Source organism: Chryseobacterium sp. AC417, from assembly GCF_979258215.1.
Genome location: NZ_OZ409845.1, coordinates 1,771,491 through 1,788,045 on the forward strand (window position 1 = coordinate 1,771,491; position 16,555 = coordinate 1,788,045).

Annotated in this window: 16 protein-coding genes; 12 read left to right on the plus strand and 4 right to left on the minus strand. The window is 33.5% G+C overall.

Features of this window, described 5'->3' with window-relative positions; all coding sequences use genetic code 11:
• Positions 1 to 18: 18 nt before the first annotated feature.
• On the minus strand, positions 19 to 456 hold the full coding sequence (locus ACZZ9T_RS08570; RefSeq protein WP_463441723.1) for a DUF6526 family protein: 438 nt from the start codon (positions 454 to 456) through the stop codon (positions 19 to 21).
• A 184-nt stretch (positions 457 to 640) separates the two neighbouring features.
• Between ACZZ9T_RS08570 and ACZZ9T_RS08575 the strand changes: the two genes are divergently transcribed.
• The 11 genes from ACZZ9T_RS08575 (at position 641) to ACZZ9T_RS08625 (ending at position 12,351) form a co-directional block, all read left to right on the plus strand.
• A complete protein-coding gene (locus tag ACZZ9T_RS08575; RefSeq protein ID WP_463441724.1) occupies positions 641 to 2,410 on the plus strand; it encodes an aminopeptidase P family protein in 1,770 nt (589 codons plus the stop codon).
• Between the two features lie 96 nt (positions 2,411 to 2,506).
• Positions 2,507 to 3,892, plus strand: a complete 1,386-nt coding sequence (gene mnmE / locus ACZZ9T_RS08580) for a tRNA uridine-5-carboxymethylaminomethyl(34) synthesis GTPase MnmE (protein ID WP_463441725.1) — start codon at positions 2,507 to 2,509, stop codon at positions 3,890 to 3,892.
• A 169-nt stretch (positions 3,893 to 4,061) separates the two neighbouring features.
• Positions 4,062 to 5,201, plus strand: coding sequence for a site-specific integrase (locus tag ACZZ9T_RS08585; RefSeq protein ID WP_463441726.1), 1,140 nt, complete (start codon positions 4,062 to 4,064; stop codon positions 5,199 to 5,201).
• A 200-nt stretch (positions 5,202 to 5,401) separates the two neighbouring features.
• Positions 5,402 to 5,686: a helix-turn-helix domain-containing protein gene (locus ACZZ9T_RS08590; RefSeq protein WP_463441727.1), complete on the plus strand. Its 285-nt coding sequence runs from the start codon at positions 5,402 to 5,404 to the stop codon at positions 5,684 to 5,686.
• Positions 5,687 to 5,729: 43 nt separating this feature from the next.
• Positions 5,730 to 6,770 (plus strand): VapE domain-containing protein, encoded by a 1,041-nt coding sequence (locus ACZZ9T_RS08595; protein ID WP_463441728.1) that lies wholly within the window; start codon positions 5,730 to 5,732, stop codon positions 6,768 to 6,770.
• Positions 6,771 to 7,184: 414 nt separating this feature from the next.
• Positions 7,185 to 8,066 (plus strand): toprim domain-containing protein, encoded by an 882-nt coding sequence (locus tag ACZZ9T_RS08600; RefSeq protein WP_463441729.1) that lies wholly within the window; start codon positions 7,185 to 7,187, stop codon positions 8,064 to 8,066.
• Complete coding sequence (locus ACZZ9T_RS08605) at positions 8,063 to 8,701, plus strand: hypothetical protein (protein WP_463441730.1); 639 nt, start codon at positions 8,063 to 8,065, stop codon at positions 8,699 to 8,701. The genes ACZZ9T_RS08600 and ACZZ9T_RS08605 overlap by 4 nt, the downstream gene beginning before the upstream one ends.
• A 636-nt stretch (positions 8,702 to 9,337) precedes the next feature.
• A complete protein-coding gene (locus ACZZ9T_RS08610; RefSeq protein ID WP_463441731.1) occupies positions 9,338 to 9,859 on the plus strand; it encodes a hypothetical protein in 522 nt (173 codons plus the stop codon).
• Positions 9,852 to 10,337: a DUF4365 domain-containing protein gene (locus ACZZ9T_RS08615; protein WP_463441732.1), complete on the plus strand. Its 486-nt coding sequence runs from the start codon at positions 9,852 to 9,854 to the stop codon at positions 10,335 to 10,337. Before ACZZ9T_RS08610 ends, ACZZ9T_RS08615 begins: the two co-directional genes overlap by 8 nt.
• A 138-nt stretch (positions 10,338 to 10,475) precedes the next feature.
• Positions 10,476 to 11,249 carry a DUF2971 domain-containing protein gene (locus tag ACZZ9T_RS08620; RefSeq protein ID WP_463441733.1) on the plus strand — a complete coding sequence of 258 codons (774 nt, stop codon included), beginning with the start codon at positions 10,476 to 10,478 and terminating at the stop codon, positions 11,247 to 11,249.
• Between the two features lie 154 nt (positions 11,250 to 11,403).
• On the plus strand, positions 11,404 to 12,351 hold the full coding sequence (locus ACZZ9T_RS08625; protein ID WP_463441734.1) for a hypothetical protein: 948 nt from the start codon (positions 11,404 to 11,406) through the stop codon (positions 12,349 to 12,351).
• Positions 12,352 to 12,501: 150 nt separating this feature from the next.
• On the opposite strand, the gene ACZZ9T_RS08630 is transcribed toward ACZZ9T_RS08625, so the two are convergent.
• Positions 12,502 to 13,596 (minus strand): nuclease/transposase family protein, encoded by a 1,095-nt coding sequence (locus ACZZ9T_RS08630; RefSeq protein ID WP_463441735.1) that lies wholly within the window; start codon positions 13,594 to 13,596, stop codon positions 12,502 to 12,504.
• A 146-nt stretch (positions 13,597 to 13,742) separates the two neighbouring features.
• Positions 13,743 to 14,420, minus strand: coding sequence for an RNA polymerase sigma factor (locus ACZZ9T_RS08635; RefSeq protein WP_463441736.1), 678 nt, complete (start codon positions 14,418 to 14,420; stop codon positions 13,743 to 13,745).
• Positions 14,421 to 14,786: 366 nt separating this feature from the next.
• Here ACZZ9T_RS08635 and ACZZ9T_RS08640 point away from each other — a divergent pair, with 366 nt between their 5' ends.
• Positions 14,787 to 15,020: a helix-turn-helix domain-containing protein gene (locus ACZZ9T_RS08640; protein ID WP_056222926.1), complete on the plus strand. Its 234-nt coding sequence runs from the start codon at positions 14,787 to 14,789 to the stop codon at positions 15,018 to 15,020.
• 257 nt (positions 15,021 to 15,277) lie between these two features.
• Here the strand turns inward: ACZZ9T_RS08640 and ACZZ9T_RS08645 are convergent, their stop codons facing one another.
• Positions 15,278 to 16,471 (minus strand): hypothetical protein, encoded by a 1,194-nt coding sequence (locus tag ACZZ9T_RS08645; RefSeq protein ID WP_463441737.1) that lies wholly within the window; start codon positions 16,469 to 16,471, stop codon positions 15,278 to 15,280.
• Positions 16,472 to 16,555 lie beyond the last annotated feature (84 nt).

Below are 16,555 nucleotides of genomic sequence, written 5' to 3' on the forward strand. Positions count from 1 at the left end.
TATTTAGTGATTGTATAATTAAATTCTCTCGTTATCAGGACGCCAATTTTTGATTGACTTTTTAATTTCGTCCCCTGAAATGTTTTCTTTTAATGCTTTCTCTAGCAGTTCTTTAAACTCATTATCATAAGCAAACCTGAGTGCTGCAATCTGTCCAAAAGTGAGTTTTTCGCAAACCTCATCAGATCTTTTATTGAAAATTTCAAAATATCGCTGTCTGAACTCCAACTTTACGATTCTGTTTTGCAGTCCAAGAGCATAGTGCTGCCGAGTCATTATTGCGAGAAACAAAATTAGAAATATGACGATTGAAAAAAGGAACCAAGACAGTTCATTTTGTTCCTCGTTAATGATTTTATAAATTCCGTAAACTTGTAAAATCAGGAGTAGCGGAAGATAAACGAAGTGGTGTGGAGGATAAAACTTCCTGTGATTTTGATAATTCTGCGTTTTCATTTTTAAAATATAGCAAGAACCTTTCCAAAATATTATGAAATTAATAATGATAATAACTTTGTGGTATCTCAAACAAATTTATAATCTAACTGACGGTTGTATAATGTCTCATCAATGAAAACCTGGAAAATCGAATAGGTGAACTTGATTTTTTTGTAACTTTCGGTTTTAAAATTTTAAAATAATGACTTCAAAGGAAAAAGTAGCTGCACTTCGAGAGGAGATGCATAAAAATAATGTTGATGCCTTTATCGTATATTCTGCTGACCCGCACATGAGTGAATATTTGCCTAAAGAATGGCAGGAAAGATCATGGTTGTCGGGTTTTTTAGGGTCTGCAGGTTTTGTGGTTGTTACGAAGGACAAAGCCGGACTTTGGACAGACGGAAGGTATTTTACACAAGCTCCCATTGAATTAGAAGGTTCAGGAATTGACCTTTTTAAAGACGGAATGGAAGGAACTCCCAATTATATTGACTGGATCATCTCAGAAATCCCGGCTAATGGGAAAGTAGCAGTCAATGCTTTGGCGACTTCTCATGCTAACTGGGAATTGCTTTTTGAAAAATTACACGCAAAAAACATAACTTTAGTTGACCTTCCTTTACTGAAATATGTATGGAAAGAAAGAGGTGAATCTTCAAAAAATCCGATTTATACGCATCCTGTAGAAAGAGCAGGGAAGTCTGTCATTGATAAAATTGCTGCCATCCGCCAGAAAATGGAAGCTCAGGAAGTGACAGTTCATATCATTTCAAGTCTTGATGATGTTGCCTGGACACTGAATTTGAGAGGAAGTGACGTAGAAAGCAATCCGGTATTTTTAGGATACATTATCATTACAAAAAATGAAGTAATGCTGTTCACAGATCTTGATAAATTGGACGTTGAAGCAAGAAAACAGATGGACGAAGCATGGGTGAAGATGATGCCTTACGAAGAATTTTACAATCATCTGAAAACCATCAGAAATGAAAAAGTTTTGATTTCGCCCAACAGCAATCAGTCAATTTTTGAAGCTTTGAAAATTGGCAACCAGTTTGTAAAAGCTGCTGTTCCGGGAAATCTGATGAAAGCCCAGAAAAATGAAACTGAACTGGAAGGTTTCAGAAAAGTAATGGTAAGAGACGGCGTTGCAATGGTGAAATTCCTACACTGGCTGACTCACAATGCCGGAAAACAGGCAATGAACGAATTTTCTATTGGACAAAAACTAAAGGATTTCCGTGCAGAAGGCGAAAATTTTGTTGGGGAAAGCTTCGGAAGTATTGTAGGATATAAAGATAATGGTGCGATTATGCATTATTCGGCTAAAGAAGATGGGAGTAAGGAAGTAACCAATGAATCAACGATTTTGGTTGATTCCGGAGGGCAGTATCTTGAAGGAACGACCGATATTACAAGAACTTTTGCTTTGGGAACTCCATCGGAAGAATTTAAGGTAAACTCAACTTTGGTTTTGCAGGGATTAATCCGTCTGTCGATGGTGAAATTTCCGAAAGGGACGAGAGGCGTACAGCTGGATGCAATTGCAAGACTTCCGTTGTGGATGAATGGTAAAGATTTCAATCACGGTACGGGTCATGGTGTAGGAAGTTTTATGAATGTACATGAAGGTCCGCAAAATATCAGAAAAGATTTGAATCCACAGGAATTGCTTCCGGGAATGGTTTGTTCAAATGAACCTGGATATTATGTAGAAGGAGAGTACGGAATTCGTCATGAGAATTTAATCGCTGTAAAAGAGTCTGAAACTACAGATTCAGGAACTTTTTATGAGTTTGAAACTTTGACGTTCTGTCCGTTCTTTACAGACACCGTCGTAAAAGAAATTTTATCAATAGAAGAAATTCAATGGTTGAATGACTATCATAGAAAATGTGAAGAAAAAATCGCTCCCTATTTGGAAGATGAAGTGAAAGAATGGTTTTTACAATTAGTGAAACCTTTGTAGTAAATATTTTACATAACGTAAAAGAAGCCTTGTGTTAATTTCGCAAGGCTTTCTTAGTGTCAATATTTAAATCTACAAAACCATTATCTTTGCAACATGAATCATGACACTATCTGCGCACTTGCAACAGCCAACGGAATCGGAGCTATCGGAATTATCAGAATTTCGGGAGACGATGCTATTTCAGTTTCTGCAAAAATTTTTGAAGGGAAAAACCTTGAAAATGCTCAATCACATACTGTACATTACGGATTTATCAAAGATAATGAAGAGATGATTGATGAAGTAATGGTTTCGGTTTTCAAAGCTCCAAAAACTTTTACCGCTGAAGATTCTGTTGAAATTTCTTTTCATGGCTCACCGCACATTGCTAAGAAAATCTTGGAAGTTTTAATAAAAAACGGAGCAAGAATGGCTAAAGCAGGTGAATTTACGATGCGTGCTTTTATGAATGGCAGAATAGATCTCAGTCAGGCAGAATCAATTGCCGATTTGATTGCTTCGGAAAATGAAGCTTCAAGAAAAGTAGCTCTGAATCAGCTCAAAGGAGGAATCACCAACGAGATTTCATTTTTAAGAACAGATCTATTAAATTTTGTTTCTTTAATTGAATTGGAATTGGATTTTGCTGAAGAAGATGTAGAATTTGCAGACAGATCTGCTTTGAATCAACTGCTTGATAAAATTGAAAATAAGTTAAATTCTCTTATTGAAAGTTTCCAGTATGGAAATGCAATTAAAAACGGAACTGCAGTGGCAATTATCGGCAAACCCAATGCCGGAAAATCTACTTTGCTGAATGCTTTACTGAAAGAAGAAAGGGCAATTGTAAGCAGTATTGCAGGAACGACAAGAGATACGATTGAAGAAATTTTACATATAAAAGGTCATGCTTTCCGCCTGATTGACACCGCAGGCTTGCGTGACACATTGGACGAAATTGAAGCGATTGGTGTACAGAAAGCTAAAGAAAAAGTACAGAATGCGAATATTCTTGTTTACTTAGCAGATGCAGGAACAGAAAATTTTTCTGAAGATATTGATATGATTAAATCTTTGCAAAGAGATGATCTTAAGCTTATTATCTGTGCCACGAAAATTGATGAAGTTTTACCACACCGGTATACATCGGCCGAAAATATTTTCAGAAAAGAAATTTCGCAGGATTTTGCTTTTATTACCATTTCAGCTGTAGAAAACCAAAATATTCAGGATTTAAAAGACGAATTGTCATCTTATGTTGAACAGTTAAAATCTGAAGAAAATAATGTAGTAATCACCAATCAGCGTCATTTTGAAGCTTTAGGAAAATCTCTGACGGCTGTTGATAAAGTGAAAGAAGCCATCACCACTCAAATCTCTACAGAACTTTTGGCTTATGAATTGAGAAATGCTTTGGAACATCTTGGTGAAATTTCTGGTGAAGTAACTAATGATGAGGTGCTTGGAAATATTTTTTCTAAGTTTTGTATCGGGAAATAAATTAGCTTTTCTTTGATTTCTTTTTCTTTCTTTTAGTTGACTATCAGATATTTATATAATTTTTATTTTCTCTTTTTAGTGTTTATTTATATATTTGTACACCTGGTGTACACCTTGAGCTACTAAAATCAGCCACGAGGTGTACAAATGTACACCTCAAATAAAATGTATGAATATCACTTTAAAACAGAAAAATTTAGCTGATGGAAGGATTAGTCTTTTCATTGAGTATTACAAAGGTTCTTCCACTAATGTACAAGGAAAAAGAATTCATTTACGAGATTTCGAGTATTTGAAACTGTATTTGCACCCCGATCCTAAAACGCCCAAAGAAAAAAAAGAGAATAAAGAAACTTTGACTCTCGCCGAAAGTATTTTGGTAATCAAAAAAGCTGAATATGTCCAAGGACGTTACGACTTAAAAGATACGGTGAAAAGTAAAAGAACTTTTTTGACATATTTTGAAGAGTTGACAGATGAAAAACGATTGCAAGATTCTTCTAATAATTACGGCAACTGGTATTCTACTTTGCAACATCTAAAAAAGATCGTTTCAAAGAATATGACTTTCGATGAAATCGATGAAAAGTTTGTCAAAAAAGTTCACCGATATTTTGAAAAGGACGCTCTCACCAGAAGTGAAATTCCACTTTCTCAAAATTCTAAATATTCATATTTCAACAAGTTTAAAGCTGCACTTCGAAATGCTTTCGATAATGGATATTTGACGATAAATTATGCGTCAAAAATAAAATCATTTGAACAGGCTGAAAGCCAAAGAGAATATCTGATTTTTGATGAATTACAACGATTAGCAAAAGCGGAATGTAAATACCCGGTTTTGAAAAAAGCTTTTCTTTTTTCTTGTTTATCAGGATTACGTTGGTCGGATATCAATACTTTGATTTGGAAAGAAGTCCGTGATGAAGGTGATATTTCCAGAGTCAATTTCCGACAGGAAAAAACAGAGGGTGTAGAATATCTTTATATCTCAAAACAAGCCAGAGAATTGTTGGGCGAAAGACAAGATCCACAAGAAAGAGTTTTCAAGGGTTTGAAATATGGAATGACCTACAATACTGAAATTATCCGTTGGTGCAATCGTGCTGCAGTTCCGAAACATATTACTTTTCACTCAGCGAGACATACTAACGCAGTTCTGTTGTTGGAAAATGGTGCAGATATTTACACGGTTTCTAAAAGATTAGGACATAGAGAATTGAGAACTACACAGATTTATGCTAAAATTGTGGATAGCAAAATGAAAGAAGCCGCTGAGATTATCCCGGAACTAAATATCGAACTGTAAAAAATATATTTTTAGGTAGAGTAATATTTTAGTTAGTAAAATTGTACTGAATCTATTTTAATCCAGATTATTCTTATTTAGACTTTTGAAATTCCAGATTAATCCACATCATTCTTATTTCGCCTTTAAGTGTTTGACTCTATTGTTTTTATGGTTTTCTATGATGACTTTTGCTTCATTAAATTTGTTAAACGAAAGCAATGGAAAATAACGAAATCATTCTGCACAAACTCAACCGAATTGAAAAACATATTTTCGGTTTAAAGGAAATTCTGAATGTCGAAGAACTTTCAGATTACACCGGATTTAAAAAATCCTACATCTACAAATTAGTTCATTCCAACAGTATTGCTTTTTCTAAACCCAACGGGAAAGTCCTATTTTTTGAACGAAAAAAAATCGATGAATGGTTGTTAAAAAACAGCCATAAATCAAATGATGAAATTCAACAAGAAGCGATAGAATTTTCTTTACGAAAAAAATAAAGCCTAACTATAGCAGTAGTTAGGCTTAAAATCTTTGTTTTACTTGGAAGTAAGGTACAAATATAATAATTATTTGTTTCCGTTTCCACAATACCCAGATGTTTTTATGGAAGAGAAAAATACTCTGTATCAAAATGGTACAGAAGGCAAAACCATTTTTGATCGCACTCTAAATTATCTCAATTCGAAGTATTCATTAAGATTTAACACCATCTCTCTGGAGTTTGAAATCAAACTGATACAAGATAAAAAATGGGCAGATCTAAATTTAAACTCATTGTATATAGAGCTCATTCAATCTGGAATTAATATACCCATTAATAAATTGGAGATCTTGGTCAGAAGCCATTTGATAGAACAGTATAATCCTATTTCAGAATATATTGAAAGTTTGGAGGATTGGGATGGTGAAGATCATATCGCAAAATTATGCAGTTATGTGAAGACTAACGACGATAAAAAATTTTTGTATCACGTTGAGAAATGGTTTACCAGAGCGGTCTTTTGTGCTTTAGAAAAAGAGAAAATCAATAAGCATTGTTTGGTTTTGGCAAATACCATTCAGAATAGTGGGAAGTCAACATTCTTAAGATTTTTTATTCCTAGAAAACTAACGAATTACCTTTCGGAAGATATTGGTTTGGATAAAGATAGCAGAATCAAATTGTGCAAAAATTTGATTATCAATTTAGATGAACTTTCGGTTTTGGCAAAAGCTGACATCAATTCTTTGAAAGCGATGATCTCAAAGACGCATATCAACGAAAGATTGCCTTATGCAAGGAAGGCCGAATATCTGGAAAGAATTTGCAGTTTCGTGGGTTCTACCAACAAAACAGATTTTCTAACAGACGAATCCGGAAGTGTTCGTTGGATTATTTTTGAAGTCATCGAGAAGATCAACTTCAATTATTCATCTGAAATTGATATTGATCAAGTTTGGGCTCAAGCTTATTTCAACGCTTACAAACGAGAAAATTACAATCCTGAACTCACTTTAGCAGATATTTCCGAAAACGAAAAACGCAATGAGCGATTCACACAAATGACTTTAGAACAGGAAATGGTGAATAAATTCTATTAAGCATCTGACAATCTGGAAGAATTTAAAACCGCCACAGAAGTAATGATTGATCTAAATGGTCACGGAATTCGTCTCAATCATTTGAAAATTGGAAGGGCTTTATCATCTTTTAAATTTCCCAGAGTTAAACATCCGCAAAGACAAATTTACGGTTACCTCATTCGGTCGAAAATTACAGATTAATATAAATTATATATAATCATTTACCTACTTACCTTAATGTCTTAAATGTTTGATAAGCAATCTATTTATCAAGGTATGTATAATTATTCGGAGCTACCTAAACTTACCTATATAGTAAATTCTGGTAGGTAGGTATTTTAAGGTAAGGTTGGAAATTGAGTTTAATATTTTGATTATCAAGAATATGGTAATTAGGTAAGTCTTTTAACAAAATCACAGAAAAATTTAAAAATGAACTGCAAACAATTTAATACAATCCCGTTGGAAGAAGTCCTCCTTTCTCTCGGACACCTTCCCACGAAACAATCGGAAAAAGAAGCGTGGTTTCTTAATCCATTTGCCAAAGAGAACCACGCCTCTTTTAAAATTAATAAAAATCTAAACTACTGGTATTTACACTCTGAGGGAATCGGCGGAAAAAATATTGATTTTATGAAAAGATATTTGAATGCATCAGTAAGTGAAGTTTTACTTTGGGCTGAAAATCAAAGTCTTTCTTCTTTTCATCAGCAAAATATTTCCGATAGGAAACTGGAAAATCTTTCAAAGAACTATGAGATAATTAATGTAAAAGAAATTCAACATCCTGCACTTTTGGAATATTTAAAAAGCCGGAAAGTAGAAGATCAAACCAAATTTTTAAAAGAGATCCATTATCGAATGAACGATAAAAACTATTTCGGAATTGGTTTCAAAAACGATTCCGGCGGTTACGAAATTCGCAATAAATACTCGAAAATTTGTTTGGGCAAAAAAGATATTTCAACAATTAGAAACAATTCAAATTCAGTTAGGATTTTCGAAGGTTTTTTCGATTTTCTTTCATTTAAAAATTTAGAAAATGAATTAGAAGAAGAACCTTCTGATTATCTCATTTTGAATTCTGTTTCGATGCTTCATAATATTAAAAATTCACTCGGAAAATATGAAAAAGTGGAGCTTTATTTTGATAATGATGAAGCTGGAAATCGTGCTGTTGAAATCATTAGTAATGAAATACAAAATGCAAAAGACGGTAGGACTTTATATTCTAACTTTAAAGATTTGAATGAATATCTGAATCAGCAAACCAATGAAGTTCAAAATCAATGTAAACCGAGATTTAAGCGATGAAAAATTCCAAAACTTTAGGAGTAAACTTATTAGAAAAAATTTTTGATTTAAATTCAAAAAATAAAATTGGCGCAAATACCATAGTTGTTTTCACTTTTATTCTCTACAAATGTGAAGATCTGCGAAAGGAAATTGTATTATCAGACTATCAAATGGCAAGAGAACTTGGTCTCTCCAGACAAACGATCATCACGGCGAAAAATAAGCTCAAACTTTTAGGACTTTTAGATTACAACAGAAATCGTGGTTTTCCGAATCGTTTCATTTTAAAAGGGAATGAATTGCCAAAAGTTACACCAAAAACTGACGAAATAATAGAAGACCCGATTGAAGAATTAGATCAGATTCTGGAAGTAGAAAGTTTTGTTAATAATTCGTCTTTCAAATATCCTAACCTAAAACAGTTTATGGATTTTGCAAAAACGTTAAAAGACTATACAGAAAAGCTAGATGATTTATTGATCCAAAAATTTCAGAAATGGGATGAAGCAAATTGGAAAAATTCATTAGGAAGACCTATTTTGAATTGGCAATCTACTCTTGAAAAAAACATGAATACACTTGAGTTTTCACACTCTTACAAAAGTTCTTCGCTATCTGATCTTCCAATTATTAAAAGACCGAAGCTAGACTAAAATCATCTAAACCCACTAGTCAAAAATATAGTAGACTAAATAAAATTTCTAAATTATGAAAGCTGTATAGCAAGATGTGTCTTTGTACGTACAAAATTTACATTTTATACTACCTAGACTTTCTTGCCTTTTCTGCGAAAAGGGTTAAAAAAACATCGGAACTCGTTTTTTTTGTTTTGGAAATCATTCTTTTTAGGATAAACACCTATTAATTTTCCATAGATTCATAGAATAAATTGCTGGTGAAAAGAAAAAAGATGGCGCAAACTAAATGAAAATTTTTGTGCGAAAATAATAATTTAATGCAATTATGTATTAAAAATATTTCTACAAAGAGGGCGATTTTTTGAGGTTTAAGAATGATATTTTTATTGTATATTTTCTTTACTGTCTATGTCAACTTCTGTTTTAGTAGTGGAATTTACTTTAGCTATATTTGTATTTATCAATAAAGAAAAAATATTCATAAGTCCAAAGAAAACTTACGATAAAAATATTTGCAAGCACCTTATTATCAAATCATCAAAATATATTTTATATTAGTGGCATAAATAGTTTTACGAAAGTTATATAGATCGGATTGACGCACTGCGTAAATTTGGAAATTATGTGGCATTTTAAAGACCTACAACACGAATGATAATTGAAGCTGAAATAATAAATCAACCATATTCGGGACAATACACTGAAAGAATTTACGACAATGAAAGTGTGTGGAATTCTCAAAGTTGGACTTTTATAAAGTTCACCAATGATGACTATTCAGAATGGTGCGGACAATTTCGTGGCTTTCCAAAACACGTGGCTATATCGACACTTAAAAAAAAAGTTTTGGTTTTGACTTCGGACTACTTGTTTCAACTTGACATAGTAACAGGAAACTTAACAGATTTAGAAGACCAACCGCAGTATCAAAATTTGACAGTTGCACCAAATGGGGATTTTATTATTGCTGACTATTACAACTTTGAAAAAATTACGACAACTATAAATAAGAAAGAAAAAATTGAAAGCCCAATTGAAATGGACTTAATTAAATTCAAAGAATGGAATAGCTCAAAATTAGAATTTACTTGCGACGAGTTTTTAAATTGGGACAGACATTTAATTATGACATACAATAGTCAGACGAACAAAATTGAAATTAAGAATGGCTAAAAAATTTCCAATACGACACGAAAATCATACACTCGAAGAAAAATCAATCATTTTCTTTCGTAACTATTTACCCAATGATTGGAACGTAAACTCAATTGACAGAGATTACGGACAAGATTTGAACATAGAAATTGCAGAAAATGCAGTTTATAGAGGACTTGAATTTATTGTTCAACTGAAAGGTTCTAATTCTTCTGACATTAACGGTACCGATGAAAGGCAATCATTGAGAGTTTCAACGTATAATTATTTATGGGACAACTTGCGAGTTGTTTTGCTTGTGAAGTATGTTGAAGCAGACAATGAAGCATATTGGATTTTGCTAAAAGACATTCCAGAACCAAATCAGGATAATGAAACATTTACAGTCAGAATACCAATACAGAACAGACTTTCAGAACTTGATTGGAATTATATCGCAGACTATGTAAGAGATATAACGTATAGAAAGTTGAAAGCAGTTAGACCGAATGAATAGAAAAACACACATAACATGAACTTGCCAAAAGCTTGTGCAAGGTTCAACAGCAGTAATTCTATTGAACTTTTGTGCTAAAAATCCCAGCCTTCCGCAAGCCCCCGAAACGTTAACGGTAATTTTTAAAGACATCATCCAATGTTCAAATTCTACACAATACCATCAGAAGACATAATAGATAAACTTATCGGTGAACAGTCGACAATTAAACTATCTTCTGCGTTTAATTTAAATGACCCTTACGAACTTAAATTCAATTTGAATATAGACCCATTAGCAGATGGACAAGAAAAAGAATACTATAAAAATAATCCAGGCAGTAGCGTTCAGGATTTTATTGATTGGAAAAAACATGCAATGGAACACGAGGGCTACTCTTGGTATGCAGAACAACAACAACGAAATTCAATTGCACAGGCAATTGCTCTATGTTCATTTACAGAGAAAAATGACAATAATTTAATGTGGTCTCACTATACAAACAACCACAAAGGAATTTGCATCGAATATAAAGCTGAATTATTTGAATATTTAAAAAGTCTAAAAGATTACTTTGCTTTTTGGAAAGTTAATTATTCTGATGAACCACCAACAGTTAAAGGACTTGAGGACGTTAATTTGAAAGTCGAAAAAATTATGTTCAATAAACAATCAGAATGGAAATATGAAGGTGAGCATCGAATTATTTTTTTAAGCGACAAAGACACGGAATTTATACCTATTGATAGAGAATTTATTAAAGCTATTTATATTGGTTCACGAGCTGACACAGAAATTGAAAGAAAAATATTATCTGTATGTAATAATACTAACATTGAAATTTACTATGGAATAACTCTTGGAAAAACATATAAAGTGCATTTTGAAAAACATAAAAATGGGACGATTTATTCCAGAGCATTCTGGAGATAAAACTACCGCTAACAATGGTTTTGCAATAGTGGTGCAAAATTGTAAAGTTCAACAGTTATCCTTCGATTTAACACTGGTGCAAAACTGAAGATTTGCGCTTCAATTGCCTAACTATCGCAAATCCCCAAAACGTTATCTCCAATTTTGTATCAATATGAAACAAATTTTACACAATATAAAATCATTCTTTTCATCATTCCCTCTCAATAAGGAATTTCTATACATAGAAAATTATATAAGACTTGAGGATGGAATCATTGATCCTATAGATTTTTGTACGTTATCATTTGATTACCATTGTGTTGAAGAAGATTCTGTTAAAACATTTGAATTAGATTTACCTGAATACACTAAAAATCACTTCGGAAATTATGCTGAACAATCAATTCCTGACGAAATAATTGATGAAACCGGAATTTTAAATTATAATTTGCATTTGCTTGGTATTTGTAAATCTTGCCAAAAGAAACAAGCTGAATTTTTGATTTCTGTGAGAAGTGATAAAAATTTTCCAACAGATAGACAACACACATATAAAGTTATTGATGAAGAAACTTCTGTTCCAATTGATGTTTTTGAAAATAAGCAAATTAATGTGTATTTAACAAAAATTGCTGTTTTCCCAGAACCAAAAATTAAAATTGAGAAATATATTCAAAAATATTTTGATAGAGAAACCAACAACTGGTATTATAAGGGAATCAAATCATATAATGAAGGATTTGGAATTGGTTCATACGCCTACTTTAGAAGAATTATTGAAAAAGAACTTATAAAAATCTTCCAAGAAATCAGTTTACTTCCGGATGCAGATTCAAAGCTAAATAAATTAGTTAGTGAATATAAAGAAAAGAGCCAAATTAGTACTTTGTATACTGACTCATTTCATCTACTTCCAAAATCATTACAATTATTAGGAGAGAATCCTCTAAAGTTATTGTATTCATTAACCTCGCAAGGTCTTCATAACCTAACTGAAGAAAATTGTTTAGAAAACTCAGACAAAATTCATAAAATTCTAGATTTTGTAATAAAAAAAATTTACGAAGAAAAATCTGAACTCTCAGTCATACGAGATATTATAAAAAGTATTAAAAAATAAATATTGTAGATTATAACGTTTTTGCAAAATGCTTTTTTTATTACGGTTTTTCCTTTTTTAAAAGAGCCCACGCCGTTGTATATACTATTCGGTATTTAGTGAGTGTTCACGACCTCACCCTACGGGTGTACAAGCACCCTCATTATTTTTTTATCCTGTAATTAATTCGATGCCTGCTTTTTCTGCTTTGTATTTTATTTTGGTCTGCAATTCATAGTAACTCCAGTTGCGAAGCACAAATTCCTGCTCTTTTGCAATTCCTATCTTGTCTTCCTGATTTTTAAGAATCAATGTTCCCGCCTGTTGTTGGATGCAGAAATCGATAAGCTTCCTGCTATACAAATGAAGCCGATGGCTTACATAACGGCTTTCCAAATTTTCCGTTTTATACAATGCTTTTTGTTTGCGTTTGGCTCCATTCCCTGGACGGGAATATTCGACGCCCGCTTGAATCCTCTTTTGACTTGCCTGAATCGCAAGTCTGCGATATAGAAACTCCTCTTTCGACCCTATATTGATTCGAACATTATTGGCTTTTACAACAATAGGATGTTCCAAAGACAGGGAAGCTTCTGCAATGATTTCCGGTTTTAAAAGGTGCTCTTCCTTTTCAAATTCAAATACGGCAAGCCAATAGATTTTCCCGGCTTTCAGCTGGACCTGCGAGGTGCACAGCTTGATCTCTTTTTTTAAGAGGCGTTCCATAATCAGTCGTTTGTCAGAAAAGTCTTTCCCTAAATACGTTTTAACCGGAATTGCAAACATATTGAAGCTAAATGCTTTCTTGTCTTCATCATATTTCATTTTGCTGATGCATTTCACCGGAAGCGGAATGGGAATGTCCTTTTTAAAGTTCCTCAATGATTTTGTTCCTTGCCAATAATCGGCTTTGTTTTTAGAAAAGGTAGATTGAATAGTATTGTTCAGACTTCCAAGAATGTCGGTGGGAATCTCTCCTTTGAAACGGTCAAAAACCATACGTGCCGTGGTGTGTGTTTTCGAACGGGTGAAGATTCCCATTTCATCTTTTTTTTCATCAGCCAGCTTGTATTGGATCTCTTCTGTGAGGTAAAAGAAATCCTTGATCATTTCCTGTACATACAAATGGGAAACAATAAGATTAGCAGCCCGGAAACATCGGTTTTGATACCGGTAGAGTTTCTCCCACATCTCCTTTTTTTCATTGGCAGGGAGATCTATCAGCAGCTGAATTCTTCGGGTCAAAATTATGGTGGATTTTTCCATATCAAAGCGTTATTTCAGAAGTATTTTGATTTTGAAGATGCTGATAGGCATAAAGAAATTCCCGGTGGACTTCCTTTTCCGGAAGTTTGAGCTCTTGGGCAATCACCGCAAAAGAAGATTTCTGTTCAAACCGTCTTTTGATAATCTCAAGCTGCTGACTGCTGAGTACTTCTGACTGCGCTTGAGTTGACAGTTTTTTCCTGTGGATGTTCAAATGAAGTGACCTTAAGGATTTTCCGAAGATCATCTATGGCTCTGCCCACCTCATTGCTGATGCCTGTCACGCTGCTTCCCATAGCCTCTGCGATGGGTTTGTATTGGAAGCCATATTCCAGGCAAAGTTCTATCAGGTGTTTCCTTTTGGGATCCAGAACAGGTAACACCTTTTTAACTTCATCGAATTTGTTTTGGTCAGATTCCTGGCTATGCAAATACTCTTTATCTTTCAAAGGGTCGTAGCCTGCAAGATAATCCTGGTAATTCTCAAAACTGTCGAGAGAAGCCATCAGGCGGGTGAATTTATTTCTTGGCGCAGTGACATACGAGATGCAGTCTCTTTTCATCACAAACTTTAGAAAGCCGGTAATATGATGAGGCGTTTCTATGCTGTCACGGTGCAGCCACAATTTGAGGAAGGTATCCTGAACAATTGTGTCTACTACAAAATCATCCTTCAGCACCTGCCACCCAACCCAGAAAAGAAGTCTCTTGTAACGCAGATGAATGTGTTCCAGAGCGGTCGGATTGCCTTTTTTCAGCAGTTCGTACAACTGAAGATTGCTCAGTTTTTGGGACAAAGAGTCTGTTCTTTTCATAAGCGGCATATTTTAGCAAAATTATTGCTATAAGGAACTGCTTAGATTAATAAGATGAATCCTTTGCATCATTGAAAATACTTACTGCATTTTTCCTAAAGAAAAGGCGTGGAACTCAGCTTACAGCATTAGAGGCACTGGTATACCCGTGTACGATAAGTGAGCCCACGCCGAAGTCGTGGGCACATTTACTTATCTCCTCGTACACATAAAATTACCAGTTTTCTAATGCGAGAATCTAAGCAATAGCTTCTATATTTCTTTGAACTATCGCAAAGTTACACTCTTGTAACTTGTATTACAAATATAACAAAAATAATCTAATTACGGTCGTTCGACCGTAAAATTTCAGTAACAAAATATTTCTTTTGTTATATGATTGACATAAACGAGAAAATCTGTTCGTATATAACTAAAAATTGGTTGATTCCTTGGCTTAAAGAAAATAAGTCACAGAACTCTTTTGCTAAAAACCACGATATTGAAGAAAGTACTGTACGGAAAATCAAGAGTGATGGTACATATAGAATTCCTGTTGAAACACTTTATAGAATTTGTAAAGCAAGAAAACTTACTCTTGAACAATTTTTTAACCTCATAAATGAATAAAATACCGACTAGAATCGGTGTTTTTTATTTTGTAAAAATTCTGGATTAAATTCTTTCCTTATTTAGAAAGCCTTTTCAGCGAAGTTTTTCATTCATTTATTTCTACAATAAAAGTATTTTCATCTTTATCAATAAGCTTGCGCAGTTTGCACAGAGCCAAATACCATTCTTTATATTATGTCTTCCTGAAGATAGCTCTTTATTATACCATTAATCACAGACAATAGGGAAGTAGATAAGAGCCAAAGAGTCAGTCGTTAATGGAGGTAGTAATCGTAATCCCAATCGTCAAAGTCATCAACATTCACTTTAAGAAGATTTGTTTTAAAAGAGTCTTCACTTAAAAGATGGTGAAAAAGCTTCATAAACGCTGAATTTGTTGTAATCTTATCAAAATCAATTATGTTTATAGTTGGTTTGGTTGATTGTGCAATAAAGGGTAAAATAGCGTTAAGCGAGTCTAATTTGTCATATTCAAGGCCTTTGTATTTTGTAATTTTTATGTTATAATTACCTGTTTGGCCGTCAATTTCAAAATCGTAAGCCTTTAGTCCTTCAGTTGGTATAATTTCCATTCTAAATCTTACTCTATTAAAATCAGGATCAACTTTGTATTTTTCAAACCGGGTCCAAAAACGATCTTGGTCATCTTGAATTTCTTTTATCAATCGCGAACAGTTTGCAAGAAAGATTACCTCCCCAGAGATAATCCCATATCCTGGCCCTGACGACCCATCATCAAACTGCGTGTATGACATACTGAAGTTAAAAAGGCACCTAAATTTTCTATATCTTGTTTGAGTAAATGTTTCATACAGGGAGATCTTCATTATAATTGCTACGAGATTCTGCAGAAGATCCTGCGGCATAGTGGGCAGCAATATTTCGCAATAAGGTATATCACGATACTGCTTTTTAATACCTGTATTTTTGTTCTCTAATTTCGAGATAAGCGATTCAAGCTTCTTGATTTTTTCATTAAAGTTACTTTCCATACTCATTGCTTCCTGCAAGTGTGGAAAATATTTATTCCTAATAGGGAGACAATCAGACAATTTACTCTGAATGTCATCCCAAGAGAAAAATATTACATTTATTCCATGATTAAGGCTTGCCATCATACATGCGTTTTGAATTTCTTTATTCTTTTTTATTGTGGTTGCAAAGAATAAACTTTCTAAGGGATGTGGGAAATCTTTAATTTGTTCTAGCGTTTCCGAAAGATCGGAAAGCAGTTCCCTAACGATGGACTTTGGAGACCGATTAATATCTTTCTTCTTAGCCTGAATTGCAGTTTTTAAAACAGGACTATATACATCTATACCATGTTGGGAATTCCCCTTAGTACCATATTCTTCAAATGTATTTGTGGCATGAATGGCATTAAATAAATCTTTGAGAAATGTTTGAAATTTGTATTCGTCACTTAAGGGTTCATATTGATAGTTCATGTTATGGCTTAATAGTTTTTTGTTAGTAAATAAAAGAATTCCTGTGATCGCATACTTAAACTATATGGATCAGTTTTCGGCAAA